The following is a 26,590-nucleotide window of genomic DNA, read 5'->3' on the forward strand; positions in this document are numbered from 1 at the left end:
GGACCGGTCGGCCGCACGACCATCGGCCAGGCCGTCCGCCGGACCTCGGTCCTCACCTCCGGCGCCCGCGTCGCTCCCGCGATCGCCCGTATCCCGTGGGCCTGCTCATGGCCGTACGGGCGGCTGTGCGCGGACGTGTCCCGGGGGGCCCGACGTCGTGTCGGACCCCCGGACATGACACGCCCCCGGCGGGGTTCAGCGGCACAAGGCGGTGTCCACCGCGCGTTCGAGACTCCTCCTGGCCGCCGCGCCGGTGAGCTGCGTGGTGACCGCGACGTGGGCGGCGCGGCCGTCGTCGGTGGCGCCGCCGCGGGTCTCGTACCCCGGGAAGCTGCCGCCGTGGCCCCAGGCAAGGCCGCCGCACGGCAGCGGCCTGCTGACGAGTCCCAGACCGTAGCGGGCGCCCGGGCCGAAGATCGCTTCGGCCGGGACGGTGGAACGCATCTGGGCGAGCTGGGCCGGGGGCAGGAGGCGGCCGGCGAGGAGCGCCCCGAAGAAGCGGTCGAGGTCGGAGTTGGTGGAGATCATCTGTCCTGCCGCCCAGCCCCAGGAGGGGTCCGTCTCCGTGACGTCGCGCAGCGGCGTCCCCGCCGATTCCTGGTGGTAGCCGTGGGGGTGAGGCTCTCGGATGCTCACGTCACCGGGAGCGGGGAAGTAGGTGTGGCGCAGCCCGACGCGCTTGATGACGCGCCGGTCGATCTCGTCGGCGAGTGGGCGGCCGGTGATCTTCTGGACGATCAGGCCGGCGAGCACGTAGTTGGTGTTGCTGTACTTCCAGCTCTTCCCGGGGGCGAATTCTGCCGGGTACCGGAGTGCTGTGGCGAGCAGCTCACGGGGGGCGTAGTACCGTGCCTCGTCCCCGAGGTGGCTGCTGTACTCCGGGAGTCCGCTGGTGTGCTGGAGGAGCTGGCGGACGGTGATGCGGCGCCCGTCGATACCCTCCCCGCGGACGAGGCCGGGCAGGTGGGTGTCGACGGAGTCGTCAAGGCTTGCCCTCCGCTCCGCGACGAGCTGGAGAACGACGACCGCGACGAAGGTCTTGGTGTTGCTGCCGATCCGCACCTGCCCGTCGACGGGTACCGGTGCGCCGGTGGCCAGGTCGCCGGTCCCCGCGGTGTAGGTCCGGTCACGGCCCCGGTCCTTGACGCTCGCCAGCGCGGCGGGCGTCCCGCTGTCGCGCACCAGCGCGTTCAGGCTCTGCTGGACGGCGTCCGGCCTGACGGCTGAGGCGGCGGGCGGGGCCAGGGCCCCCAGCGTCATGACGCCGATCGCCGCAGCTGCGGCAGGCAGGACCTGTCGCCGCATGCCGTGCCACCGGCTCGTCGAACGGAACACTCGCCGCTTCTGTCCACGCATGAGTCAACTCCTGAGGAATCGTCGGATCGTCGTTCGGATCGGCGGTTTCGCGTGATTCAACCGCACAGGGCCCTGTCCACGGCGTCGTTCACGTGCCGTGCGGCCGCCTTGTCCGTCGGGATGCTGGTGACCGCGACGTTGGCAGCGCGGCCGTCGTCGGTGACACCGCCCCGCGTCTCGTACCCCGCGATGTCACCGCCGTGGCCCCAGTAGACGCCGCCGCACGACAGTGGCCTGCTCGTGAGTCCCAGCCCGTAGCGGAGGCCGGAGGTCCCGGCGGGGACGGTCCTGCGCATCTCGACGAGCTGGGCCGCCGGGAGGAGGCGGCCGGCCAGGAGCGCGGTGAAGAAGCGGTTGAGGTCGGAGTTGGTGGAGATCAACTGGCCTGCGGCCCAGCCTGCGGAGGGGTCCATCTCCGTGAAGTCGCGCAGCGGTCCGTCCGCCGGGCTGCGGTGGTAGCCGTGCGGGTGCCGCTCTCGGATCGTTCTGTCGCCGGGAGCGGGGAAGTAGGTGTGGCGCAGCCCGATGCGCTGGATGATGCGCCGGTCCATCTCCTCGGCGAGTGGGCGGCCGGTGACCTTCTGGACGATCAGGCCGGCCAGGACGTAGTTGGTGTTGCTGTACCCCCATGTCTCCCCCGGGTCCGCGTCGGCCTCGTGCTGGAGAGCGAGGTCGAGCAGCTCGCGCGGCTCGAAGTACCGGTTCCTGATCTCGGCGTCGTCGAGGTGGATGCCGTACTCCGGGAGTCCGCTGGTGTGCTGGAGGAGCTGGCGGACGGTGATGCGGCGCCCGTCGATGCCCTCCCCGCGGACGAGGCCGGGCAGGTAGGTGTCGACGAAGGCGTCGAGGTCGATCTTTCCCTCGCCGACGAGCTGCAGCACTACGACCGCCGTGAACGACTTGGTGTTGCTGCCGATCCTCACCTGACCGTCCCTGGGCACTTTCGAGCCGGTGGCCAGGTCGCCGGTTCCCGCGGTGTAGGTGCGGGTGCGGCCGTTCCTGTTCTTGACGCTCGCCAGCGCGGCGGGCATCCCGTCATCGCGCACCAGCGTGTTCAGGGCCCGCTGGACGGCGTCCGGCCTGGCGGCGGTGGAAGCGGCGGAGGTGGTGGAAGCGGCGGAATCGGAGGCGGCGGGCGGGGCGAGGACGCCCAGGGTCATGACGCCGACGGCCACCGCGGCCGCGGCCGAAACGGCCCGTCGCCGTCGTCCGCCCTGGTGCCGGATCGAGAAGCGAAGGCCCTGCCGTGTCTGAGCACGCATAAGTCAACTCCCGGAAAGTCGTGTGGTCGTGGCACAGATCCTGGCTCGTGGGGCCCTTCGACCGCATCGCGGGAAGGCAGGAGAAAGCGCTCCCCCGATCGGGGGAGGCCACCGGTGAGCCGCCCGGCGATACTGGCGACCATGATCAGGGGAATACGGCTGCTGCTGCGCGGCTCCACGTACTCAGGTGTGCTGTTCGCCTACTGCGGCGCGTTGGCGAGCCTTCCGCTGCTGCCTTTCGCCCTGCTGCCGGCGCTGTCGTGGCGTTCCGCCCCCGAGAGCGTGCAGGTCGTCGCGGTCCTGTTGGTCTGGGCGGCGCTGGTCGGCGTGGTCGGACTGGCGCGCCCTGTACGGCGAGCGCTGGTCGCGTCCGCCCGCAGGCTGCTGCGGGTGCCGCTGCCGAACCCGGTGGCAGTCCGCCGCGCCTCCGGTTCACTCGGCCTCGACCGCTGGCGGACCCCGCTCTGGCTGGTGCTGCACGTGGCCGTCGGGTGGACGGGGGCGCTGGCGAGCGGAGTGCTGTTCATCATGGGCCTCTCCCTGCCGGGGAACTGGCTCGGCGGCGAGGTGCGGGCGAGCCTGTTCGGCACGTCGGTCCGGCTGTCGGGCGGGTGGAGCTGGGCGGCGGCCGCGGTGTGCGTTCTGCTGGCGTTCGCCGTCTGCGCACTGGTGACGAAGGCCCTGCAGTGGTCGGCACCACGGTTGCTGGGGCCGTCGGCGGCCGAACGGCTCGCGCTGGCTGCCGAGCGGGAACTGCTGCTGGCCGAACGGAGCAGGATCGCCCACGAGTTGCACGACTCGATCGGGCACACACTGACGGCGACCACCATCCAGGCGGCAGTGGCGGGCGAGGTGCTCTCCGCCGACCCGGCTGCGGCGCGGGCCGCCATGCGCAGCATCGAGGAATCGACGAGGGCCGCGCTGGAGGACCTGGACTACGCGCTCGGAGTGCTGCGCGAGGAGCAGTCGGGAACGGCACCGACCCGGACCCTGGCCGACCTCCCTGAGTTGCTGGAACGCCTGCGGCACACGGGGGCGGTGGTGGAACCGGAGCTGTCGGGTGAACTGGCGCGAGTACAGGGGACGCTCTCCCGGGCGGCGTACAGGATCCTCCAGGAGGGGCTGACGAACGCGCTGCGTCACGGGGCGGGCGGCCCCATCGAGGTCCAGGTGGCGGCCGGGCCGGACGGACTGGACCTCATGGTGGTCAACCGGACCGGAGCACGGACGGGGCCGGACCCGGGACCCTTCTCGACGTCCGGCCACGGCCTGCCGGGACTGGCCGAGCGCGTCAGGCTGCTGCACGGTGAGTTCCGGTCCGGCCCGGACGGAACGGGGCACTGGCGGCTGGCCGTCCGGCTGCCGGTACGGGCGTCGGCATGAGTGGATCCGGCGCGGACGGCGGCACGGCCCTCCCCGCGGAAGCCGGCCCCGCCGTCACCCTCCTGGTCGCGGACGACGACGAGGTGACCCGCAGCGGCCTGAGCATGCTGCTCGGCGCCCAGCCGGGCATCACGGTGGTCGGCGAGGCCGCCGACGGCGTCGAGGCGGTCGACCGGGCGCGGAGCCTGCGGCCGGACGTGGTCCTGATGGACGTCCGCATGCCGCGTCTCAACGGGATCGACGCCACCCGCCGACTGCTGGCCGAAACGGCCGACCCGCCGAAGGTCGTGGTGATCACCACCTTCGAGAACGACGGCTACGTCACCGCCGCCCTCAGCGCGGGCGCCAGCGGCTTCGTCCTCAAACGGTTCCCGGTCCGCCGGATCGCCGAAGCGGTCCGGGTGGTGGCGGCGGGCGAAGCGGTTCTCTTCCCGGCCGCACTGGGCCGCATGGTCGCCGCCCGCCCGCTGGGTTCCGCGCAGGCTCTGCCGCAAGCCGCCCTGACCGGCCGGGAGGAGGAGGTACTGCGGCTGATGGCCACCGGGCTCTCCAATCCGGAGATCGCGGAGGCTCTCACGGTGAGCCTGGAGACGGTCAAGACCCACGTCGGGAACGTGCTGACCAAGCTCGGCGCGCAGAACCGGACCCATGCGGTGGTGATCGCCTACGAGTCCGGCCTGGTGGTCCCGCGCTTCGCCGAATGACCGGCTTACGCCGTCCTCACAGTCGCCCGCACGGCCGCTCACCTCGGCGGCGGCCGGGACGTCGTCCTCAGCGTGCGGCTCCTCCTCCCGCCCCTGCCCAGGCGGCAGCCGAAGGGTGCTTTTCGGACAACCATGGGCCACCCGGGTGAGTGCAGACAACCCGATCGGGCTTCCGCCGCCTCTCACAGGCCGGACACAGCGTCGCCACCGGTGAGTTGGGGCCGTGCTGCTCGTCCGCGTTCCGCCACGCACCCGAAAGCCGGAAGTACGAGGAATGATGACCAGATCCCCGCAGAGCAGCACGAACCGCCTGACCCGCCCCTCGATCGCCATCGCCGCGGCCGTCGCCGTGACAGCGGGCGTCGTCGCCGCCGCGCCCGACGCCAAGACGGCGGAGCCGACGCCGAAGCTCAGCCTGATCGCCGCCTCCACCTCGGTGACGCTCGACTCGTGGAAGGAGGAGCCCGGCGTCTATCTGGACCTCGGGACGTACCTCACCTCCGAGAACGGCGCCTTCGAGCTCAAGGTGACCCGGAAGTCCTACAAGGACCCGGTCGTCGCCGAGCAGATCCTCCGGAACGGGAAGAAGACCACGGCCAAGGCTCTGCCCGCCGGGCTGGTGAAGGACTTCTCCGGGCTGCCGGGCTTCGCGAAGATCTCGGTCACCGACGCGGCGGGCAGGACCGTGCTGAGCAAGACCGAGGCCTTCTGCCCGAACAACGCCTCCGGGCGGATCCGGCCGGACGCCCCCGCCAACTCGAAGTATCCGCAGAGCTGTCCGGTGAACCCCTTCACCCTCGGCTCGGTGTGGGGCGTCGAGAACGGCTGGGCGTCCAACACCTACGCCGGCTACTACTCCGACCCGGTCCAGCTGGCCGCCGGGACCTACACCGCCAAGATCTCCGTGACGAAGAAGTACCGCGACCTCTTCGGCATCGCCAACAAGCCGCAGACCGTCAAGGTCGTCGTGCGCGAGCGCAGTTGGGAGGAAGAGGAGGGCGCGGGCGTGGCCGCCGAACCCCGCGGCGCGGCCCCCGGGTCCGCCACCTCGGCGCACGGCGCGCACGGCGGACACGAAGGGCACGGGCAGACCGACGCCGCGCCCGCCGCGCCTTCCGCCCACGCCGGACACGGCGCTCCCGCCCGTACCGAGGCCCCCGCCACCCGGACGACCGGCGCCGGTTCCACGTTCAACGTCGGTCACGGGCCCTACCCGCCCGCTCCGCCCGCCCTGCCCTGGGCGCTGAAGAAGGAGTCGCTCCAGCGGCAGGCCTTCTCCGCCGCCGAGGTCGGCGACCGTGCCGGGCAGACCGACGGGTCGCGCCGGGCCCCGGCGGTCGAGCCCAACGCGAAGCGGCCCACCGGCAAGGCGACCGTGCCCGACGTGCCCAAGCCGGACCTGCGCTCGCTGCCCGCCTACGGCATCACCGTCAGCGACGGCTACGAGGAGGTGCCCGGCAAGGACTACCTCGCCTTCAGCGCCAACGTGTGGAACGCGGGCCCGGCCAAGCTCGTCGTGGACGGCTTCCGTTCCCCGGGCAAGGAGCTGATGGACGCCTACCAGTACTTCTACGACGCCGACGGCAAGCAGGTCGGCTACACCCCGACCGGCACCATGGAGTGGGACCCGCGCCCCGGCCACGAGCACTGGCACTTCACGGACTTCGCCAGCTACCGGCTGCTGAAGGCCGACAAGAAGGAGTCGGTGCGCAGCGGCAAGGAGGCGTTCTGCCTGGCCAACACCGACGCCGTCGACTACACGGTGAAGAACGCCAACTGGCACCCGGACAACACCGACCTGTCCACCGCGTGCGGCAAGGAGAACTCGGTCTCCGTCCGCGAGGTGCTCGACGTCGGCTCCGGTGACACCTACACCCAGGACCTGCCCGGCCAGTCCTTCGACATCACGGACCTGCCGAACGGCACGTACTACATCCAGGTCCTCGCCAACCCGGAGAACCGGCTCAAGGAGACGAACCACAAGAACAACAGCGCGCTGCGCAAGGTCGTCCTCGGAGGGAAGAAGGGCGCCCGCACGGTGAAGGTTCCCGCCCATCACCTGGTGAACGCCAACTAGTCCTTCTCAACGGGGCGTTGATGCGCTCCGCCCGTACGTTCCGCCGGCCCCGGGAAAGTGCTCCCGGGGCCGGTGGCACGCGGGGACCCAAACCCGAGTTCTCGCCAACTCACCCGTGCGCCCCTCACCCCGGCCCCGCCCCACCGCTGCTCCACGGCCGCAGCCCCGGCCCCGCCGCGACTGGGCCGGTCAGGGACACGCTCAGGCGCCCACACGGCGCCCGGGGTGCCACGGAGGGATCCCCTCCGCCTCGCGGGTACGGGGAGGGGGTTCGCGGCGGACACCCGCGCCGACCAGGCAATGCATCGATTACCTATGCGTAGTGCATGCGTGGCGCAATTCACTCCCCTCAAGGGGTGGTTCTGGAAACATCTACGCCAACGAGATCGGGCCATACATACCGCCGCGGGGGGAGTGGCCATGGGGCTGCTCGGCGATGAGCTGGCGTTCGGGCGGGCTCTGACCGCCCCGGAGTACGAGAGCGTCATGGCCCTGGGACACCGCAAGGAGTACCCGGCCGACACCCCGCTCCTGACCGAGGGCGACCGGACCGGCCATGTGGTGATCATGCTCCGCGGCTGGGCGACCGTCTCCCGCACCACCGACCGCGGGGCCACCCGGCTCATACTCGGGCTGCGCGGGCCCGGCGAACTCCTCGGAGAAATGGCCGCGTTGGACAATCACCCGCGCAGCGCCACCGTACGGGCCCTCGGGACCGTCGAGGCGACCGTCATCGGCGGTGACGCGTTCCGCCGGTTCCTCGCCACACATCCCCGGGTCAGCGGGCTGGTGATACGGCAGCTGACCTTCCGGCTGCGCAGCGCCGACCAGGAGCGCTCCGCCCTCGCCTCGCTGACCGTCCTCCAGCGCCTGGCGAGCCGGCTCACCGAACTCTCCCGGGTCGCCCCCTCGGGCCCCTACGCGCCGTCCGCGCCCGGCCCCGGGCCCACCGGGGTCGTCGTCCACCTCGCCCAGGACGAGCTGGCCGCCACCGTCGGGGCCACCCGGGAAGCGGTCGCCAAGGCGCTGCGGCTGCTGCGCACCCAGAACATCGTGCGCACCGGTACCCGCATGGTGGAGATCCTCGACCCCGCGCTGCTCGCCCTCCTCGCGGAGGGGCACCGGGAGTAAAGCTCTGCCCCGCCGTGTGTAAACGGCTACAGACGGCCTTCGTCCCGGGCCGGAAGCTGTACGGGACGGCAAGCGGCGGCGGAGAGAGAGCGGGGCACGGGGTGGAGCACGACGCGTTGGATGCCGGTGAGGCACGCTACGAGCTGGTCATCAGCGTGGACGCCAGACGTTCCGGGCAGTACGGCGACGCGGAGAAACCGCGGATGCGGGAGCGGATCTACCGGGTTCTGGAGAACGCGTTCGCCCAGGCCGGCGTGGTCCGGGACGCCGTCCACTTGGAGGACCGCGGGGACGGCGTGCTGATGTCGGTGCCCGGCCGGATCGCCGTGACCCGGCTGCTCGGCCTGTGGATGGTGGAGGTCCACGAGAACCTGCGGGAGGAGAACGGGGGCCTCCTCGTGCCGCTCGGGCTGCGGGTGGCGATGCACGTCGGTCCCGTACGCCACGACAGCCGGGGCATCAGCGGGCGCGCGGTCGACCTGACCTGCCGGCTCGCCGACTCCTCCGTCGCCCGGGAGCTGCTGGACCGCGAACGGGCCGATCTGGTCCTCGCCGTCTCCGACTCCCTCTACGCCGATGTGGTCTCCGCCGGGGGCAAGTTCATCGAGCCCGCGCGCTTCGCCCCGGCACGGGTCGCCCTGAAGGAGGGCCCCGTCACCGCCTGGTTCCACCTGCCGGGGCGGCCCGCGCCGGACATCGGGCCGCTCGCACCGGAGGAGCCGGCCGCACCGGCCGCCGGCGGACCGGCCCCCGCCCCCGCCCCCGCGGTGGAGGGCGGTCAGCGGGACCAGCGGGCCGACGACGGCGACAGCTACGGGGACGTGGACGGCGAGGACGGGGAGGCACCCGCCCGGTACACGGCGAAGGGCGACCTCTCCGTACACCAGCACAACGTCTACCAGCAGCCCGTGCACATCGGCCGCGTCACCGGCGCCGGCCCCCGGAAGGACTGAGCATGGCCGACGAAGCAGTGGCCGAGGGCCCGGCCGAACGCGCGGCCCCGCAGCCGAAGGACGCCCGCTCTCCCGAGGCACCGCCGCGCGGTGAGGCGCGGAAGGACGACAGGGCCAAGGACGCCCCGGACGGCAAAGGTTCGCCCGGACCCTCCGACTCCTCCGACGGCCCGGGCGCCTCCGGTTCCGCCGACGACGAGGCCGCCGAGCGGGAGAAGGAGCGCGAGCGCGCCGCGGACCGCTTCAAGGACCTGACCCGCGACCCGCTCGCCGAGGACGAGGGGGAGAAGGAGCCGACCGACCTCGCCGCCGCCACGCGCGCCCGCCGCGCCGGGCAGAAACTCCTCACCAGCGGCCGGGACTTCACCAGCTTCGACCGCTCGCGCATCGCCCACGCCCACGTCGGCGACATCAACGTCTCCCTCGACGCCCGGCGTTCCGGTCTCACGATGCGCGGCGGCCCGGTCCCCGAGGAGGAGCTGCGGCGGCTGCGGCGGGCCCACATCGAGCCGGAGGGGTACGTACGGCTGCGCCGGGCGCTGGAATCCCGCCGGCTGCTGGTGCTCGGCGGGGCCCCCGGCACCGGCCGGACCAGCACCGCCCTGGCGCTCCTGGACGAGGTCACCCGTAACGGCGAGGGCGCGGAGAACGGCGAGCGGGTGCGCCGCGCCGCCCCGGAGGAAGGGGTGCGCAAGCTGGCCGACGAGGTGGCCGGCGGGGAGGGCGGCCACCGGCGCGGCACCGGGTATCTGCTGGAGCCCGCCCTGGACCGGCCGGGCACGCTGCCGCCCGACGAGATGGACCTGGACCAGCTGGCCTCGGCCCTGGCCGAGCGGGGCTCGTACGCGGTGGTCGTGGTGAGCGTCGGCTCGGCGGCGAACCCGCTGCTGGCCGGGCGGTACGGGGCGATCTGCCCGCCCGCCCCCACCCGTGAACTGGTCGCCGTCCGGCTGCGGGAGCGGCTGGAGGAGGAACACGGCGACCGGGAGGCGGACGGGTGCGGGGAGGGAGCCCTGGGCCGGAGCGGGGACGGGAGCGGGGACGGAGACGGGCACCGCGGCGGGGACGGAGACGGGGGCCGGAGCAGCGACCGGGGCGGGTCGATCGCCGGGCTGCTCGCCCGCGCGGCCGAGCTCCGTGAGGACCCCGAGGTCACCGAGGCGGTGGGGCTCGACGACCTGCGCCCCGCCGAGGCCGAGCTGTTCGCCTCCCTGCTGGCCGGGCACCTCCTGGGCACCGTCAGCCGCGAGGAGCTGCTGTCCGGGTGCCGCGGGCTCGCGGCCGTCCAGGCGTACGAGTGGTTCGCCGGGGTGGACCGGGCGCTGGCCGCCCCGCCGCCCGGCGACGGCCGGACGCCCGTGCGGTCCGGCACCGCCGCCCTGTTCCACCCGGTGGCGTTCCGGATCGCGCTCGCGGTACTCGGCGGCGCGTCGCACAGCGCGGTGTCCTCCGCCGCCCACCTGCTGACCTGGGAACTGTCCGTACAGAGCGATCCGGACAGCACCCCAGCGCGCCCCCTGTTCTGCGACGACCCGGAATCCGACCTGGCGCTCTCGCGCGCCCGGCCGGTCGACGGGGACGTCGACGTGGCGGGCGCCGAGGTGAAGGGGCGGCTGGTCTTCTACCGGGGGGCCGCGCTGCCCGCCGCCGTGCTTGCCGAGGTCTGGGACCGGCACTTCCCCGTCCGCGCCCCGGTCGTCCGCTGGCTGCGGCTGCTCGCCGACGACCCCCGGCCGCAGGTGTCGATGCGCGCCGCGGTGGCCGCCGGGGAGCTGTCCGTACGGGACTTCGAGCACGGGTACACGGAGGTGGTCCGGCCGCTCGCCGAGGCGCCCACGCCGCGCCGCAGGGTCTTCGCCGCCACCGCGCTGGACCAGGCCGCCGGTCACGCCTCGCACCGCCGGGCGGTGCGCAAGGTGGTCGACGACTGGGCGCGGTACGGCTCGGCGTCGCTGCGCTGGACGGCGGCCATGGCGCTCGGCTACGGGCGGTCCGCCGACTCGATGGACGACACCCTGGACACGCTGGCCCGGATCGGGGTCCGCGACGACGGGGAGCTGCTGGCCGTGGCCTCCCTCAACGTGGTCCGGCTGCTGACGCTCCCGGAGTGCCCGACCGTGCTGAAGCGGCTGGCCGACTGGACCGCGCACCGCGGCGAGGAGTACCAGGACCTCGCCCTGGTGACCATCGTCCGGCTGGCGCTGATCGACGTGGACGAGGTCCTCGACGACGAGCCCGGCACCCCGCTGGGCGACCGGGGGGACTGGCCTCTGCTGCTCGCGCTGACCGCGACCCGGCCCGAACTGACCGGGCGGCTGGCCGACCTGTTCTGGACGGCGCTCAACACCGCGCGGTCCCAGGACGTGGCGCTCGACGCCCTGGAGCACATGGTGCGCTCCGCGACCCGCGAGAACGGCCGCGAGTGGACGCGGCCGGGACTGGCCGCCCTGCTGCCGGCCCTGATCGCCGAGGAGCGCGACCAGCGGCGGCTGGACTGGCTGCTGCGCCGAATGATGAGGGATCAGGACCGTCCGCTCACCGCCGAAGCGGCGCGCGCCCTGTGGCGGCTCGCCGTGCCCGCGCGGCAGCGGGGGTCCGACGAGGAGGAGAGTCATGGCTGAGGAGAACGGCGTGGCCGAGAACGGTGCGCTGGACGCGTCGACGCCCGCGGGCCCGTTCCTGCGGGAGTACAAGCCGACGGGCTCGTTCCGGCAGGGCGGCGCCCGCACCACGTCGGTGCTGTTCTACCGGCGGGGCTACAGCGTGGCCGGGGTCTCCGGCATCGACCACTACGACAAGCCGCCGCTGGCCCGGCCGCACACCATCTGCGAGATCGCCGTCGGCACCTACGTCACCACGCTGAAGATGGAGCTGCCCGCCGCCGGCGGGGCGACGTTCTTCAAGGCGGAGGTGGACATCCACTGGACCGTCGAGGACCCGCACCTGGTGGCGGTGGAGGTGGTCACCGACATCGCCCGGCGGCTCACCGCGCCGACCCTGGAGCGGCTGCGGGAGATCTCCGCCCAGTTCCCGGTGCACCAGGCGGAACAGGCCAACACCGCCATCACCCGGACGTGCGTCTCCGGCCGGTGGAACGACCTCGGCGCCGACCTCGGGCTGCGGGTGCGGCTGTACGTACGGCTGCGGGTGGACGACCGGACGATCGGCCACACGGAGGCCGTCCGGGAGGAGGCGTCCGCGTCCGAGCTGAAGTCGATCCGCCAGGAGCGCTACCTCACGATGCTGCGGGGCGGCGAGCTGGAGCAGCTCAGCCACATGCTGGCCTCGGATCCCGAGGCGGCCAACAACTTCCTGGAGAAGATCCGCCAGGAGGGCCGGCAGGACGAGAAGGACCGCGTCGACCGGCTCTTCGACATGGTCGCCAGCGGCCAGATCCCCTCCAGCGAGATGGACGCCCAGGCGCTCGCCTATCTCAACCGCGAACGCCTCAGCATCCAGGGCCCCGTCGGCAACCGGCTCGCCCGTCGCCGCCCGCAGGAGCTGGAGCCCGCCCGTGAGGAGCCGTTCACCCCCGACTGGGTGTCGGACGAACCTCCGGTGCGGCGGCGCCCCCGGCCCGGCCCGGACGCCGGACCCGGCCCCGTATCCGAGCCGCCCGCGCCGCGCGCCCGCCCGCGCGACGACGGCTGGGGCTGGGCGGAGGGCGACGGATGAGCGCCGACGGCGGCACACGGACTTCCCCCGCCCCGACCGCGCCGGTGCCGGACGGGGGTCAGCACGGGCCGGACAGGGCGGGGGAACGCATCGCGGAACGGCTGCTGGTCACGGTCCGGGAGGACCTCGGCCGGGCCGACTCCAAGGCGGCGGTGCTGCTTTCGGGGGCGCTCGCCCTGCCCGCCTTCCTCATCGGGCGGCACGGCTCCCCCGACTGGCGGGGCCCCGGCGACCTGGCGTTGGTCGCCGCGGGCCTGCTGTGGGTGGTCGCGGTGGCCGCCCTGGTCCGCGCGCTGCTGCCGCGTACGGGCACGGTCCGCGACCAGGAGGGGGTGACGTACTTCGGGGACCTGCTGGCCCCGTTCGACTACGACGTGCTGACCGCCCGGATCGGCGAAGCGGGCCGCGACCCGGTCGGCTGGCTGCTCGTCCAGGCCGTGGACGTCAGCGCCATCCTGTCCGCGAAGTACCGGGCGATCCGCTGGGCGGTCGCCACGCTCGCCCCGTCGGCCGTGCTGGCTCTCGCCTGGAGCCTGACCGCGCGCTGACCGTCCCGCACGGGTGTGCCGCGTCCAGGGGCACACCACCGACGACTACGCAGAGTAATTGAGCAAGAACCTCACGACACCACGCAGACACGGCAACGACAGTAAAAGGGGACGGTCGTGCGAAATGACCGAAGAAGAGGCCCGGCCGGCACCGGCCGGGCCGGGCGGGCGGCGCTGGCCGTCCTGGCCGGTGCGGCCCTGCTCACCTCCCTGACGGCACCGGCCGCCGCCGATCCGGAGCCGGCCGCCGCGCCCGCCTTCGCCTCCGTCAACTACGCGGTGGCCGTGGACCAGTCCGCGAGCCTCGCGCCCGAGGACATCAAGGCGGAGAAGGCCGCCGCGGCCCGGATCGCGCTCGGTGACGTCTCGGCGACCTCCCACGTCACCGTGTTCGGCTTCGCCGCCGCCGAGTCGGCCGACCAGCGGGCGGTGGACCCCGTCTGCCCCCGCACCCGGCTGGACGCGGCGGGCCGGGAGTCGATCGGGGGCTGCGTGGAGAAGCTGCGTGGCCGCGAGAAGAGCGAGGGCACGGGGACGGACTTCCCGAGCGCGATACGCCAGGGCGTGCACGAACTGACCTCGGGCACCGACCCGTCGGTCCCCCGGGTGCTGTTCCTGCTCACCGACGGGGAGATGGACGTCACCGGCAGCCCCCAGTACGGGGATCCGGCGCACCGCGAGGCCGAGGGAAAGCGGCAGCTGGACCTTGAGCTGAAGAACGCCGCCGCCAAGAACGTACAGATCTGGCCGCTCGGCTTCGGTCCCGCCCCGGACAAGGAGCAGCTCGACAGGATCGCCGCCGGCGGCTACCAGAAGGGCTGCGTCGACCTGAAGTCCGCCCGCCCCACCGCGGTCAAGGTCTCCGGGGCCAAGGACGTCGGACCGGTGCTGGAGCGGATCTTCGCCGCCGCGCACTGCCTGCGCTACCAGCCGGGACCGAGCAGGCGCCCGCCCGCCACCCTGCCCATCACCATCTCGCCGCTGGCGACCGTCGGTTCCATCGTCGTCGACAAGGGCTCCCCCGAGGTGACCGTCACCTACACCGACCCGCTCGGCAACAAGGTGCCCACCACCGGGAAGTTCCAGGACTCCACCTTCGAACTCGCGGGCGGCGGCAACACCGTGGAGGCGCTGAAGATCATCGACCCGGTGCCCGGCCGGTGGAAGGTCGACGTGAAGGCCCCCGAGGGCCACCGCTCGCTGCCCGTCGGCGTCAGCGTCCTGTGGCAGGGCGAACTGCGCGGCTCCATCACGATGGACCCGCCCTCCCCGCAGGCCGGGCAGAAGGCCGTCGTCACCATGCGGCTCCAGACCCGCGAGGGCTACGAGATCAAGGACCCGGCCGACTACGCCGGTCTGAAGGTCAGCAGCGAACTCACCGGCGACGGCTTCGCGCCCCTGCCCCTGCGGCTGACCGACGACGGCCAGGGGCCCGACCCCACGAAGGGCGACGGTTCCTTCAGCGGTACGGTCACCGTCCCGGAGAGCGCCGACGGCGCCCTGAAGGTCAGCGGCACCCTCACCGCCTCCGGGCTCAGCGCCGACACCCGCAGCGAGGGCGGCCAGGTCGCCCCCGGGGCCCTGCCGGTGACCACGGCGCTCGGCCCGGTCCGCGGCGACGGCCACCCCGGGGACACCGTCACCGCGAACCTCGCCGTCACCAACACCACGGACGCCCCGCACACCCTGCGGCTCTCCCTCGCGGACGTCCGGGCCGGGCTCCTCAGCGTGAGCCCCGCCGAGATCGTGGTGAAGCCCGGCGCGTCCACCACCCACGAGATCAGGATCGGCATCGGACCGGAGAAGTCCTTCGACGGGCGGCTCGACGACGGGCCGCTCGGCATCGGCGGCACCGTCACCGTCCAGGACGCCACCGACGGCGACCGCACCCTGGTGCGCACCCCGCTCTCCGTCCAGGTCACCCCCGAACCCAGCCTCCTGGACCGGTACTGGTGGGTGCTGCTCGGCGCCGTCGCCCTGGTCGTCGTCGGCGTCCTGCTGGCACTGGCCTGGCTCCGGCAGCGGCGGGGCCGCCGTGACCCGTACGGGCTGATGCTCCACCTGATCTCCGAGGACGGCGACGTGCTCGGCGTCCACAAGGCCGGGCACGGCCAGAAGCAGTGGTACGCGTTCGACATCGCCGAGGCGCACAGCAATCCGCGCATCGAGCGGCGCACCAACGGCCTGTACGCCGTGCAGCGCAGCCCCGAGGGCGGCGCGGTGCTGCGCAGGCGCGGCGGCGCCCGGACCCGGCTCACCGCGAACGGCCGGGCCGAACTCACCGACCGGCTGAGCCTCGCCCTCGGCGAGGACTCCGTACGCCCCGCCGCCCCCGGGCGGCCCGATCCGGTGAGCACCGGCGGACACGACGACTACCTGTGACGCCCATAGACGAACCGGCCCGACCCCGGCCGGATGCGGGAGGAACCCCATGAAGATCTTCCAGCCGATGCTCTTCGTCGGCCTGGGCGGGACCGGCGGCCTCGTCGGCGCCGAACTGGAGCGCAAGCTGCGCGTGGACCTGTGCGGCCCCGACGGCACGGCCCTCCAGCACATCGGCGGCCTCGCCCCCTACCAACTGCCCGACTGCCTGCAGTTCGTGTACGCGGACTTCAGCGAGTCCGACCTCCAGCGGCTGCCCCAGTTCAACGTGGACTCCTCGCTGCGCGCGGCGTACGCCCGCACCTCGCGGGCCACCCACAACCTCCTGCCGAACTTCGACAGTTCGCCGGAGGTGACGCAGATGCTGCGGGCCAGCCTGCGCGACGAGGTGGCGGGCTGGCTGCCGTCGCGCGACGGCGAACCGCGCGTCACCCCGCTGCACAACGGCGCCGGGCAGCTCCCCACGGTGGGGCGGGCCGCGCTCTTCGCCACGCTGCGGCACTCCCTCCAGCCGGTCCTGGAGCCCCTCCTCCAGGCGATCGACGCCATCGCCAAGTCCGCGGGCGAGCTGAGCGAACTGGGCGGCGGCCGGGTCACCGGCTGCGACGTCTTCGTCGCGTTCTCGGTCGCCGGCGGCACCGGGGCCGGGATCTTCCTGGACTATCTGCACCTGATCAACCAGGCGTTCAGGATGCGCCGCTTCAACGGCGTGAAGATCTACCCGCTGGTCGTCATGCCGTCCTCGTTCCCCGCCGCCACCGGCGGCGGACGCGAGGCGGACCTCAACGCCGCCCGCTCGCTCGTCGACCTGTTCCGGCTGGTCGACGGGCAGAACGCGCCGACCGCCGGCGCGGAGATCGGCGACCTCGACCAGGAGACCGGCCTCGGCATCCGCTACCCGGGCACCACCCCGGTCCGGCTGCGCACCGGGATCCTGCCGACCGCGTTCCTGTTCAGCCCGACGGCGGGCATCCGCCAGGACGACCTGCGCCGCTCCATCGTCTCGCTGGTGATGTCGCTGATCGGCACCGAACTGGGCGACAGCCGCTCCCAGGGCCGGGCGATGGCCGGCGACGACGACTTCCAGACCTTCGCCGCGAGCTTCATCAACCGGGGGGTGCACCGCAGCGCCCTGTCCCCCACCGGCATCGGCCGCCAGGGCGTCTCCACCAGCCTGGTCGCGTCGATGACCGCGCCCATGGACCAGCTGGCCGATCTGGTGGCCGGGCGGCTGCTGCGGGTCGCGGTCACCGAACTGGTGGAGCGGCCGCGCAACCCGGCGAAGGACGACGCCGTGCCGCTGGTGCGCCAGCTGTTCGCCGACTCCCACCTCGAAGAGCTGTGGGAGCGCAAGCAGTTGCCCGTCGAGGACCCCCAGCCGCTGCCGCGCGGCGGCAAGGCGATCGAGGAGGCGCTCAACAACCGGGTCGGGGACATGCAGCGCCTGCTGTCCGAGCTCCAGGGCATCGCCGACCGCCAGGCCGCCGCGATGGCGGCCCGCTTCAGCCCGCGCCCGGCGATCGAGAAGCTGCTGCAGCGGGTCGACCCGTTCCTCGCCGAACGCCTCGTCAGGGGCGTCCCCGACAGCGAGGACGAGATCTCCCGGCTCGGGTTCCTCGGCATGCTCACCGCCCGCTCCCGCGCCCCGAAGCGGCCCCCGGGCGTCACCGACCAGCCTCCGAAGACCCCCCGGATCAAGGGCCGCATCGCCGGCATGTCCCCGGCCCGGTGGGGCGACGACGACGTGCGGGCGGCTCTCCAGGCCCAGGACAGCTGGTACCGCTGGCGCAGCCGGGCCGTGTGGCACGAGGCCTGGCGGGAGCAGCAGCAGCGCTGGCAGTCGCAGGCGGACATGGCGGGCACCGACATGTCCCGGCTGGTGAACGCCTTCCGCAAGCAGGCCGACCAGGAGCGCAAGTCCGCCGAGCAGAAGGGCCTGGAACTGTACGCGGAGCGCACCGGCATCTCGTACCTCCTGCCGCCGCAGCGCAGCCTCAACCACTTCTACGAGGACGTCGTGGCCCGGCTCGTGCGCGGCGAGGGCCTCCGCGAGGGCGACGACGAGGCGTCGCTGCTGCTGCGGCTCATCGACGGGGACACCTGGCGGGACGTGCACGCGCGGAGCCACCGCAGCCCCGACGGTGCGGTCGGAGTCGTCAAGGCCCGGCTGGAGGGGCGGATCACCCGGCTCTTCGCGGAGAGCGGCGCGCAGGTGGAGGAGCGGCCCCTGCTGCCCTCGATGAGCACCCTGCTGGCGGCCGCCGCCGGGGACGCCGACGCCACCGATCAGGTCAGCAAGGAAGCCCTCGACCTGTTCAGCCGCAAGCTCGCCGGTCTGCTGCCGGTCGGCTTCACCCCGGAGGGCACCGGACCGCTGCGGGTCCTGGTCACCCACCCGCGGGTCCAGGCGGCGGAGGAGGTGCAGGAGTACCTCGCCAAGGCGTTGCGCCTGCCGTCCGACGCGAAGAACTCCGTCGAGTACCGGGGCGTGGAGAGCGACTCGATCACCGTGGTCCTCTTCCGCAGCGAGATGAGCCTCACCCAGGTGCCCGAGGCCCGCAAGGTGCTGCGCCAGTGGGCCAGGGCCAAGGACGACGAGCAGGCCCACGACGTCCTGCGCTGGCGGCAGCGCCTCGGCTTCGAGGACGACTGGATGGTCAGCAGCGCGGAGGACCGGCGCACGATCCTGCACCGCCTGCTGTGCTGCCTGTGGAACGGCCAGGTGGACGTCCTGGAGGGCGAGGCCTCCTCGCCCTCCAGGGTGCGGCTGCGGCTGTTCCCGGAGAAGGGGGCGAGCGTCCCCGGCGTACGGCTGCGGCTGGGGGACTTCCCCGGCGGCATCTCCAGCTGGTCGGAGCTGCTGCGCTCCTACGAGCGCTGGACGGTGCTGGACGACGAGCGGACCGTGGAGGACTACTGCCGCAAGCTGATGGGCGCCCAGCCCCTCGGCCTCGCCCGGGCGGGCAGCACACCGCACCCGCTGTTCGTCGAGCTCGTCGAGCGCATCGCCCCGCGCCAGCTGGAGCTCCTGGAGGAACGCCGGGAGCACGGCGGACAGCGCGTGGACGGCTGGATCCGGCCGCTGTGGGAGTTCTGGGCGGAGACCCTGCCCGCCGCCCTGGACACGGAGTTCGGCGACCAGCACGCGATCCAGCCCACGCTGCGCACCCTGCTGGAACACGCGCGCGGCGGCACCCCGAAGCCGCCCCCCTCCCGGCCGGCCCCTGAGCGCCGGCGCGCCCCGGCGGAAGAGGAGGACTGGGGCACGGCGGCCCCGAGCACCGACGAACGCCCGGCCGGGGAACGGCTCCGCGAGGGCACCGTGCCCGCGCCGCGGTCGGCGGCCCGCTCCGACTCGTACGAGGCGGAGGAGCGGTACGGGGAGGAGCGGTACGACGGCGGGTCGCGGTACGAGGAGGAGCGGTACGGGACCGGAGCCTCGCGCGACGAGCGGGGCCGGGGCGAGCGGCTCGGCGACGAGCGGTTCGGCGGATCCAGGCCGTCCGGCGACGAGGGGTTCGGTGGCGAGCGGTTCGGCGGATCCAGGCCGTCCGGCGACGACCGGTTCGGCGACGACCGGTTCGGCGGCGAGCGGGCCCGGGACGAAGGGCGCCGCGACGAGGCGCTCGGCGACGAACGGTTCCCCGGATCCAGGCCGTCCGGCGACGACCGGTTCGGCGACGAACGGTTCGCCGGATCCAGGCCGTCCGGCGACGACCGGTTCGCCGGCGAACGGGCCCGGGACGAAGGGCGCCGCGACGAGGCGCTCGGCGACGAACGGTTCCCCGGATCCAGGCCGTCCGGCGACGACCGGTTCGGCGACGACCGGTTCGCCGGCCCGCTGCCACCCGGCGACGACCGGTTCGGCGGCCGGGACGGCGGCGGGCCGGACGGGCTCGGAGGGCAGGACCGGCCTCCGGTGCGCCGCACGGCCCCGGGCGGCTGGGACGGCGACGGCTGGGACGCGGACGAGGACGCCGCCGGGCGCTCCTACCGGAACGGGGGCCCGCAGTGACGTCTCCCGAGGACACCACCGCCGTGGTCCGTCTCGACCTGCGCGCCGGGGCCGCGGCCCTGGCCACCGCGCAGGCGGTACGCGACCGGGTGGCCGAGCAGCTGGGCCGGGCCGGACTGCCGGAACCCGACTACCCGTTGTTCCTGGTCACCGATACCCCGGCCGGGCTGACCGACCACCAGCTCCAGTACGAACTGCTCTCCGGCTACCGGGCCGTGGGCGAGACCAGGATCCTGGTGCTGCTGGTGGGCAGCTCTCCCGGTTCGTACGCCGGCGGGGAGGAGGCGTACCTCCCCGACCGCCGGCTGGTGCGGCCCACGACCCTGCGGGCCTCCTCGATCGGCCTGGTGTGGGCCGGTGATCTGCGTTCCGCCCGTACCGCCCTGGACCGGCCGGCGCCGGACGACCCCGCGTCGCTGGCCGTCCTGGTGGACCTCCTGTCGGTCCCGGACGTCTTCGTCCGGGTCCTGGAGGGGCTGCGGAAGCTGCCCGACTCCGTCGCCGCCCCCGGGGTCCGGCTGCTGGAGCAGGATCTGCCGACGGAGGTCAGGGACCGGGCCTGGCGGGACGCGCTGACCCGGTTCGCGGGTGAGGACACCGGGGCCGGCGACCCGGTCGACGTCATCCCGGACGCCCAGCTGCCCGAGCCGCTGCGCGCGCTCGTGACGGGGCGGGACAGCCGGGGCCAGGGGCACCGGCGGCCGGACGGACCGGCGAACCTCGCGCACCGGGCGTGCGTGGAGTCCCTGGACCGCGCGGACGAGGACCTCGTCGCGCTGCGGGCCTTCCCGGGCCTGCTGCACCCGGCCCGGCGCGAGGCCCTGGAAGCGGATCTGCGGCAGGCGCGCGAGGACCTGGACGGGTTCCGCACCCTGGTGGAGCGGGCCCTTTCGGGCGGTGGCGGTGCGGCGGCGCCCACCGCGGAGGCCGCCGCCCGGCTCGGCGCGCTCGGGCTGCGGGTGCCCCAGGCCGACAGCGCGGGGGAACGCGTCGGCGAGGGGCTGCGCGAGCTGGCGGGCACGCTCCTCGGCGACGGGCTCGCGCTGCGTTCGGTGGCCCAGCACTTCACCGCGCTGGCCGGGCGGGTCGAGCCGGTGCCGGGCACCGCGCTGCTGCACCGGCTCGCCGACCACTCCGAGGAGTCGGTGAACCGCGGTTCCGCCACCGAGTACGCCGCACCGCCCCGCACCCCGGGCGGGGTGCTGCTCATGGCGGGCGCGGCCGGGCTGCTGGGCGGCCTGTGGCAGTGGCCCGCCGCCCTGGCGGCGCTGGTGGTGCCGGTGGTGTTCGTGGCCGTGGCGCTGCTGGGCGCGGGCCGGCTGCGCACGGGCCGGCGCGCCGCCCGGTGGACGAAGGGCCCCCGGGTCGCCGCCGTCGCCGGCGCGGTGGCCGGGGTGGCGGTCGCGTACGCCGCCGGCCCGCCGCTCTGGCTCGGGGGGACCGGGCTGCTGGTCGGTCTCGGGCTCACCGCCGAGGCGGTCCGCCGGCTCTGGCGGGACGCCGCCGACTCCTGGGCCGCCGGGCGCGGCACGACGGCGCTGCGCACCGCCCTGGACGGGCTCGACGCCCTGCTGGCGGAGCTGGTCCGCGAGCACTGGGCGGCCGAGGAACGGCTGTACTGCGCCGACGCCGCCCGCTCGGTGGCCGGGATGCTGCGGGCGACCGCGGCCGCCGCCGACGCCCAGGCCGCACCGGAGCCCGTCGCCCCGGCGGCGACGGGTGGTTCCGGTCCGTACGCGGACGACGACTGGCTCTCCGCGCCCTCCGTGCTGGAGACCCTGGAGCCCGGCGCCGCCGACGGGGGCGCGGACGACGGCGACTGGGCCGCCGCCTACGCCTGGGACAACAGCCCGGAACGGGACGGCGACCGGAACGGCGGCCAGGACGACGACCGGGACAGCCACCGGTACGACGCCCGGGACGCCGGCCGCGACGCCGGCCTGTACGGCGAGGGCCCCGGCCCCTACGGCTCGCCCTCCCCGGCCGCGTACCCCGCCGGCCCCGACGACGCCCCGTGGGAGGACGGCGGGGGCGACCGCGCACCGCGCTGGCTCGACCGGGAGATCGGCGAGGGCGGCCCGGAGCTGGTCGCCACCCTCGCCGGGGACCTCCGCAACACCGCGATGGCCGCCATGGCCCCCTACTGGGGTGCTGTCGAACGCGGTCAGGCCGGGGCGCTCGCCGTCTCGCGGACCGAGGAGCGGGTCCGCGAACTGCTGTCGGCCGCCCGTCACCACCTGTGGCGTTACGGGGTGCTGGCCCCGCCGCCGTACCCGGCCGACCACCGGGCCCGCACCACGGCCGCCGGGCTGCTGGGCACCGATTCGCTGCGGGTCGCCGAGCTGGTGGGGCGGGAGGCGGACCGGGGGGCGGTCGTCCAGCTGTCCTCGCCGGAACAGGGGGCCCTCCTCAGCCGCGACCCGGAGGCCGCCCTGTGGATCCGGTTCGCCCCGGCGACCCTCCAGGGCGAGGTCGAGGCCGCCTGGCGCAGGAGCGGTTCGCCGCCGGTCGAGGAGGCGCTGTGGACCTCCTCGGGGCGGTACGCGGGGCTGATCCGGCTCACGCCACTGCGGATGGGCGTGGTCGACACGGTCCTGCCCCGGCAGAACACCGGCGGCGGCCCCCGGACCGTCGGCAGCCCCCGGCCCGACGACGGCTACCCGTCCGACGACGGCTACCAATCCGATGACGGCTACCGGTCCGATGACGGCTACCGCCGGTCCGACGACGTCCCGGACCGCGCCGAAACCTCCTCCGTCAACGCCGAGTTCAGGGAGGACGACCGGTGGTGAGCACCACGCCGCTGGGCCGGCCCGAGTCACCGGGGGCCCCGCGCCCCCACCTCGTGTTCACCGACCCCGCCGGGCGGCGGCGCACCGCCCCGGCCCGCTTCGGCCCGCCTTCGCGCCGGGACCCGGCACTGCCCCAGCGCATCCGCAACGGGATGCTCGACGACCGGGGCCAGCAGTGCGTCCAGGTGTTCCTCTCGGCGGCCGACGCCGCCAACCCGGCCGCCCGCGCCCTGCTGGACACCGAGGCGGGCACCGCGCTCCACCTCGACCGGACCCTGGAGAACACCCCGTACGCGTACCTGTTCCCCACCGTCATCGGCTACGAACTGGACACCGCCGAGCCGTTCCTGCTGTACGCCGCCCCGCGCGGCACCGCCGCCGGGCGCACCCATGTGATCTCCGCGACCGACCAGCGGGTGTTCGCCCGGGACCTGACGCTGGCCCTGTGTCTGCTGGACGGCCAGGGTCTCGTGCCGCGCGGGATCTCCCCCGCGACGGTGCTCTGGGACGGTACGTCGGTGCAGCTCTGGGGTCTTGAGGGCGTCGCCCGCACCGGCCGGCCCCGGACGCCGTGGGGCCGGGCGCCGTTCGCCCCGCCCGAACAGCACCGGGGCGAGGGCCTCGTCGATCCCCGGGACGCGGTGTGGAGCGTCGCCCAGGTCCTCTACCAGCTGGTGACCGGCCGCCCGGGCCCCGCCGACCGGGCCCCGGCCGACCTGGCGCAGCACCGGGTGCTCGCCGGGACGCTGCCCCGCGCGTTCGCCCCCGCAGCGGCCGGCCGGCCCACCCCCGGGGCCCTGCTGGAGCTGCTGGCACCCGAGGAGGCGCGGCGCCTGAGGCCCACGGCGGGGGACGGGGCACGCCCGCACCGGGAGGCGTTCGACCGGGCGCTGGACGCCAAGCGGCGGACGCCCGCCCCCGCCGAGGACACGACGGACGGGGCGCCCGACGACCGGCCCCCCGGTGAGGTGCTCTGCCCGTACTGCCTGGAGGGCATCCAGCTCGACCTGGACAAGCTCTACGTGACGGACGACCAGATGCAGTACCGGCCCCTGGACCTCTCCCGTATCGGCAACCCGGTGCGGCGCGAGGACGTCATGCGGGGCGCGGTCCAGCAGTGCACGGCCGACCCGGACTTCCCCGAGCACCACATCCCGGTGCCCTACCTCACCCACGGCCGCCCGCTGACGGTCGCCATGATCGGCCAGTCCAGCACCGGGAAGAGCCATCTGCTGACCCAGATGATCGCCGAGATCACCGACGGCGGTCTGGAGCGGTACGGGGTGGGCTGGCAGTCCGTCAACCCGGAGCAGCACGCCCGCTTCGTCCGCGAGCGGGTGCAGCCGCTGCGCAGCGGCAAGGTGCTCGACCACACGAGCGGCGTCGGCCTGGACGGCTTCGCGCGGTTCGTCGAGTCGCTGCTGCTCACCGACGCGCGGGGGCGGGTGCGCCCGGTCGCCTTCTTCGACCTCGGCGGCGAGGACCTCGTCCGCACCGACGGGGCGTTGCGTTTCCTGCTCGGCATCGACGCCCTGGTCTTCGTCGTCGATCCGGCGCTCGCCCTGCCGCTGCCGCAGCTCGACGAGGTGCGCAGGCGCTGGGGCACGGAGGTGGACCGGGACGGCGACGCGGCGTTCGGCACGGTGCTCGACCGGCTGCCGCGCACGGGCCCCTATCTGGAGACCCCGGCGGCGATGGTCCTCGGCAAGTCCGACCTGCTCCGGTTCCAGCCGCCGGTGGACCGATGGCTGGGTGAGGGGCCGCCCGCCACGATCGGCCCGGACCAGTTTCTCCAGGAGAGCGGGGACGTCTACGCGCTGCTGCGGCAGCACGCCGGGCAGGCCTGGCTGCGGCCCTTCGACGCGTTCCGCCGCTGCACCCTGCACATCGCATCGGCCACCGGTGGCCAGGAGAGCCAGGGCCGCTACCCGGCGGGCACGGGACCGCGCCGGGTGCTGGAACCCCTGGTGTCGCTGCTGGCGATGCACGGGATCATCGAGGCGCCCGGGAGCGCCGCATCATTCGGCGTGGGAAGGGAAGCCCAGTGAACGACGCCCTCGATCGGCGTGAGGAGGCCGGCCGACGCGACCGGCTCGACGGGCCCGGCCGGCTCGACCAGGTGGTCTTCCGCTGGGACGGTAACCAGGGCCGCTCCCATTCGGGTATGGCGGCGGTGGCGCACTCCTGCTCCGCCGAGCGCGCGGAGTCCCTCCGCCGCGAACTGGGTCCGCTCCTCTGGGTACCGGGCCCCGGCCCGTCGCCCCGCACGAGCAGCGTCCGCGTCCCCTCCCGGACCGGCGGGACCGTGCTCCTCCAGCGGTGGCCCACCCTGGACCGGGGCGGCCGGCCCAGCACCGCCTGCCATGCGGTGTTCGGCGACGCGGACACCCTGACGCCGCTGCGCTGCCTGGGTCTCGGCGGCAGTGCCTGGAGCGACCGTGCCGTCGCCGAGACCGCCACCGGGGGCCTGCCGACGCTGGACGGGGCGCGGCTGCGGGCGACGGCGGCCGAGCGCCTGCGCACGATGGCCCAGGAACTCCCCACGGTGAAGAAGCCGTTGATGGTGGTGACCGCCGAGTGGCTGCGCGACCCGTCCCGGCGCCTCTCGCTCCTCGCCGAGGAGCACGAACTGCCCGGCTGGCCGCGCCTCAACACGGCGCCCCTGCTCTACCTCGGGCTGCTCTCGGTGTTCGGCGACTGGTTCGGCACGGAGTGGAGCTACGCCACGTACGACACGGTGGACACCCACCCGGTGCGCCTCACCTGTGTGCCCCGCTGGACGTCCCAGGCGGCGGACGCCCGGTCGCTGGCCCGCATCCGGCTGCGGCTGCCCGCCCCCGCGGAGGGGGACGTCGAGATGGCCGCGGCGAAGGAGATGGTCGAGTACGTGCTCGACCGCCCCGGCATGCCCCCGGGCGTGCCCCACCTGACCGGCGAACTCCTCTCCGGGGCCCGCCTCCCCCGGCAGGAACGGCGCGACGCCCTGCGCCGGATGCTGAACACCCGGCACGTTCCGGCCCCGGCACTGGCCCCGGAGCCGCAGGACCGGTACGAGCGCGAGACCCACGAGAACGGGGAGGACCGGTACGAACGCGGGAACCCGGAGCCCCGGTACGAACCCGAGCACCAGGACCAGACCCGGGAGAACCACCACCGCCAGGAACGTCAGGACCAGGAACTCCGACGCCTGCACGACGAACTACTGGTCCACCAGGGCGTCGACACCGCTTGGTCCGCCCGGCTGGCCGCCCGGCTCCAGGACCTCCGGGACTCCCAGCTGCTCCCCCTCCTGCGCTCCGAGGGACTGCCGTGGGCCTCCCGCGATCTCGTCCTCGCCGAGCTGGCCCATCCCGACCGGCTGCGGTCCCGGGACAGGGCGACCGAACACGCGCTGTGCACCGAAGTGCTGCGGCACAACCTGTACTTCAGGCCCGCCCGGCCCGAACCAGGCAGTCCGTCCGGGGCCGAGATGCGGGAGCGCGCGGCCGGTCTCTTCTCCTGGGCCGTCGCCCCGCTCGTACGGGACCCCCACCACGCCCCCGACCTCCGGCCGCTGTTCAACATCTTCCTCAAGGACGGTCGCGACACCGACATGGAGTGGCTGCGCCGCGTCCTGGTCACACCCCCGGGCGGCCGGGCGCCGGACCTGCCCCCGGAGCTGTGGCAGCAGGTCGTGACGGGCCTCCTCGCCCACCACGTGTCCGCACCCGTACCCGTACCCGCGTCCGCACCGGCTCCGGCGCGGGCACAGGCTCCCGTGCCGCCCGCCGCCGCCCCGGCCCCGGCCCCCACGACGCCGCCGGTGCCGCTCCCGGCCTCGTACGCCTCGGTGTCGTCCGCCGCACCGCCGCCGCGACCGGCGCCGATGCCGACGGCGCGGCCGGCCGCGCCCCCGCCGAAGACGGCGCAGCCGGCCCCCACGGGGCAGGACGGAGACCCCCAGCCGCAAGGTCTCCTCTACCAGGACTGGTTCGTGCCCACGTTCGCCGGGATCGTCGGTGCGGCCGTCATCGGCATCCTCCTGATGATCCTTCTCAACTGACCGCCGGCCGGTGGCGCGGGCCCGTCAGCCGCCGACGCGTCGACCGCGGCCCGCACGGCCCCCTGCCGCCCGACGAGGTCCGTGCTGTCGGCCCACTGGTCCACGCTCCCGCTCAGCGGCAGGGCCCGCAGTTCCGGGTCGGTGATGCTCCGGGCCAGGGCCAGGGCGTGGGCGAACCGCTCGGCGTGCAGCACCTGGAACGGGCGGCCGTGGTCCACCGCCTCCGCGAGGCCCGTGCGGTTCCGCCATGCGGCCACGGCCTCGTACGCG

16 protein-coding genes are annotated in these 26,590 nt (G+C 74.3%); 13 read left to right on the forward strand and 3 right to left on the reverse strand.

Translation table 11 applies throughout. The annotated features are described in order from the left end of the window. Positions 1-195: 195 nt before the first annotated feature. On the reverse strand, positions 196-1,356 hold the full coding sequence (locus IG90_RS0132100) for a serine hydrolase domain-containing protein (protein ID WP_030592564.1): 1,161 nt from the start codon (positions 1,354-1,356) through the stop codon (positions 196-198). Positions 1,357-1,412: 56 nt separating this feature from the next. Continuing rightward, positions 1,413-2,618: a serine hydrolase domain-containing protein gene (locus IG90_RS0132105; protein ID WP_030592567.1), complete on the reverse strand. Its 1,206-nt coding sequence runs from the start codon at positions 2,616-2,618 to the stop codon at positions 1,413-1,415. A 141-nt stretch (positions 2,619-2,759) separates the two neighbouring features. Between IG90_RS0132105 and IG90_RS0132110 the strand changes: the two genes are divergently transcribed. The 13 genes from IG90_RS0132110 to IG90_RS0132170 all read left to right on the forward strand — a co-directional run bounded on the left by IG90_RS0132110 (position 2,760) and on the right by IG90_RS0132170 (position 26,320). Then, complete coding sequence (locus IG90_RS0132110; RefSeq protein WP_030592569.1) at positions 2,760-4,001, forward strand: sensor histidine kinase; 1,242 nt, start codon at positions 2,760-2,762, stop codon at positions 3,999-4,001. Then, positions 3,998-4,705 carry a response regulator transcription factor gene (locus tag IG90_RS0132115; protein ID WP_030592573.1) on the forward strand — a complete coding sequence of 236 codons (708 nt, stop codon included), beginning with the start codon at positions 3,998-4,000 and terminating at the stop codon, positions 4,703-4,705. Before IG90_RS0132110 ends, IG90_RS0132115 begins: the two co-directional genes overlap by 4 nt. 274 nt (positions 4,706-4,979) lie before the next feature. Then, entirely contained in the window at positions 4,980-6,782 is a 1,803-nt protein-coding gene (locus tag IG90_RS0132120) for a lysyl oxidase family protein (protein WP_030592576.1), read from the forward strand. Between the two features lie 420 nt (positions 6,783-7,202). Next, the gene (locus tag IG90_RS0132125; protein WP_030592579.1) at positions 7,203-7,913 is read left to right on the forward strand and encodes a Crp/Fnr family transcriptional regulator; all 711 of its coding nucleotides are present in this window, start codon (positions 7,203-7,205) and stop codon (positions 7,911-7,913) included. Between the two features lie 101 nt (positions 7,914-8,014). Further along, positions 8,015-8,866 carry a hypothetical protein gene (locus IG90_RS0132130; protein WP_033894838.1) on the forward strand — a complete coding sequence of 284 codons (852 nt, stop codon included), beginning with the start codon at positions 8,015-8,017 and terminating at the stop codon, positions 8,864-8,866. Between the two features lie 2 nt (positions 8,867-8,868). Next, complete coding sequence (locus IG90_RS0132135) at positions 8,869-11,487, forward strand: hypothetical protein (protein WP_030592585.1); 2,619 nt, start codon at positions 8,869-8,871, stop codon at positions 11,485-11,487. Continuing rightward, a complete protein-coding gene (locus IG90_RS0132140; protein WP_030592588.1) occupies positions 11,480-12,541 on the forward strand; it encodes a hypothetical protein in 1,062 nt (353 codons plus the stop codon). The genes IG90_RS0132135 and IG90_RS0132140 overlap by 8 nt, the downstream gene beginning before the upstream one ends. After that, on the forward strand, positions 12,538-13,089 hold the full coding sequence (locus IG90_RS0132145; protein WP_030592591.1) for a Pycsar system effector family protein: 552 nt from the start codon (positions 12,538-12,540) through the stop codon (positions 13,087-13,089). Before IG90_RS0132140 ends, IG90_RS0132145 begins: the two co-directional genes overlap by 4 nt. 117 nt (positions 13,090-13,206) lie before the next feature. Beyond that, a complete protein-coding gene (locus IG90_RS0132150; protein ID WP_030592594.1) occupies positions 13,207-15,471 on the forward strand; it encodes a choice-of-anchor X domain-containing protein in 2,265 nt (754 codons plus the stop codon). A gap of 49 nt (positions 15,472-15,520) precedes the next feature. Further along, positions 15,521-19,486 carry a tubulin-like doman-containing protein gene (locus IG90_RS0132155; RefSeq protein WP_030592597.1) on the forward strand — a complete coding sequence of 1,322 codons (3,966 nt, stop codon included), beginning with the start codon at positions 15,521-15,523 and terminating at the stop codon, positions 19,484-19,486. Further along, positions 19,483-22,278, forward strand: a complete 2,796-nt coding sequence (locus tag IG90_RS0132160; RefSeq protein ID WP_030592600.1) for a hypothetical protein — start codon at positions 19,483-19,485, stop codon at positions 22,276-22,278. The genes IG90_RS0132155 and IG90_RS0132160 overlap by 4 nt, the downstream gene beginning before the upstream one ends. Next, positions 22,275-24,326 (forward strand): hypothetical protein, encoded by a 2,052-nt coding sequence (locus tag IG90_RS0132165; protein ID WP_233436142.1) that lies wholly within the window; start codon positions 22,275-22,277, stop codon positions 24,324-24,326. Before IG90_RS0132160 ends, IG90_RS0132165 begins: the two co-directional genes overlap by 4 nt. Beyond that, on the forward strand, positions 24,323-26,320 hold the full coding sequence (locus IG90_RS0132170) for a hypothetical protein (RefSeq protein ID WP_030592606.1): 1,998 nt from the start codon (positions 24,323-24,325) through the stop codon (positions 26,318-26,320). Before IG90_RS0132165 ends, IG90_RS0132170 begins: the two co-directional genes overlap by 4 nt. Here the strand turns inward: IG90_RS0132170 and IG90_RS47180 are convergent. After that, complete coding sequence (locus tag IG90_RS47180; protein WP_411572658.1) at positions 26,236-26,577, reverse strand: hypothetical protein; 342 nt, start codon at positions 26,575-26,577, stop codon at positions 26,236-26,238. The genes IG90_RS0132170 and IG90_RS47180 overlap by 85 nt on opposite strands. Positions 26,578-26,590 lie beyond the last annotated feature (13 nt).

The sequence above is a fragment of the Streptomyces anulatus genome, from assembly GCF_000721175.1.
In the GTDB taxonomy this organism is placed as follows: Bacteria; Actinomycetota; Actinomycetes; order Streptomycetales; family Streptomycetaceae; genus Streptomyces; species Streptomyces anulatus_C.

What these genes read in the sequence shown, in the direction of transcription:
- IG90_RS0132100 (WP_030592564.1), bottom strand. Translation starts at nt 1,356, where the DNA reads ATGCGTGGACAGAAGCGGCGAGTGTTCCGTTCGACGAGCCGGTGGCAC.
- IG90_RS0132105 (WP_030592567.1), bottom strand. Translation starts at nt 2,618, where the DNA reads ATGCGTGCTCAGACACGGCAGGGCCTTCGCTTCTCGATCCGGCACCAG.
- IG90_RS0132110 (WP_030592569.1), top strand. Translation starts at nt 2,760, where the DNA reads ATGATCAGGGGAATACGGCTGCTGCTGCGCGGCTCCACGTACTCAGGT.
- IG90_RS0132115 (WP_030592573.1), top strand. Translation starts at nt 3,998, where the DNA reads ATGAGTGGATCCGGCGCGGACGGCGGCACGGCCCTCCCCGCGGAAGCC.
- IG90_RS0132120 (WP_030592576.1), top strand. Translation starts at nt 4,980, where the DNA reads ATGATGACCAGATCCCCGCAGAGCAGCACGAACCGCCTGACCCGCCCC.
- IG90_RS0132125 (WP_030592579.1), top strand. Translation starts at nt 7,203, where the DNA reads ATGGGGCTGCTCGGCGATGAGCTGGCGTTCGGGCGGGCTCTGACCGCC.
- IG90_RS0132135 (WP_030592585.1), top strand. Translation starts at nt 8,869, where the DNA reads ATGGCCGACGAAGCAGTGGCCGAGGGCCCGGCCGAACGCGCGGCCCCG.
- IG90_RS0132140 (WP_030592588.1), top strand. Translation starts at nt 11,480, where the DNA reads ATGGCTGAGGAGAACGGCGTGGCCGAGAACGGTGCGCTGGACGCGTCG.
- IG90_RS0132145 (WP_030592591.1), top strand. Translation starts at nt 12,538, where the DNA reads ATGAGCGCCGACGGCGGCACACGGACTTCCCCCGCCCCGACCGCGCCG.
- IG90_RS0132155 (WP_030592597.1), top strand. Translation starts at nt 15,521, where the DNA reads ATGAAGATCTTCCAGCCGATGCTCTTCGTCGGCCTGGGCGGGACCGGC.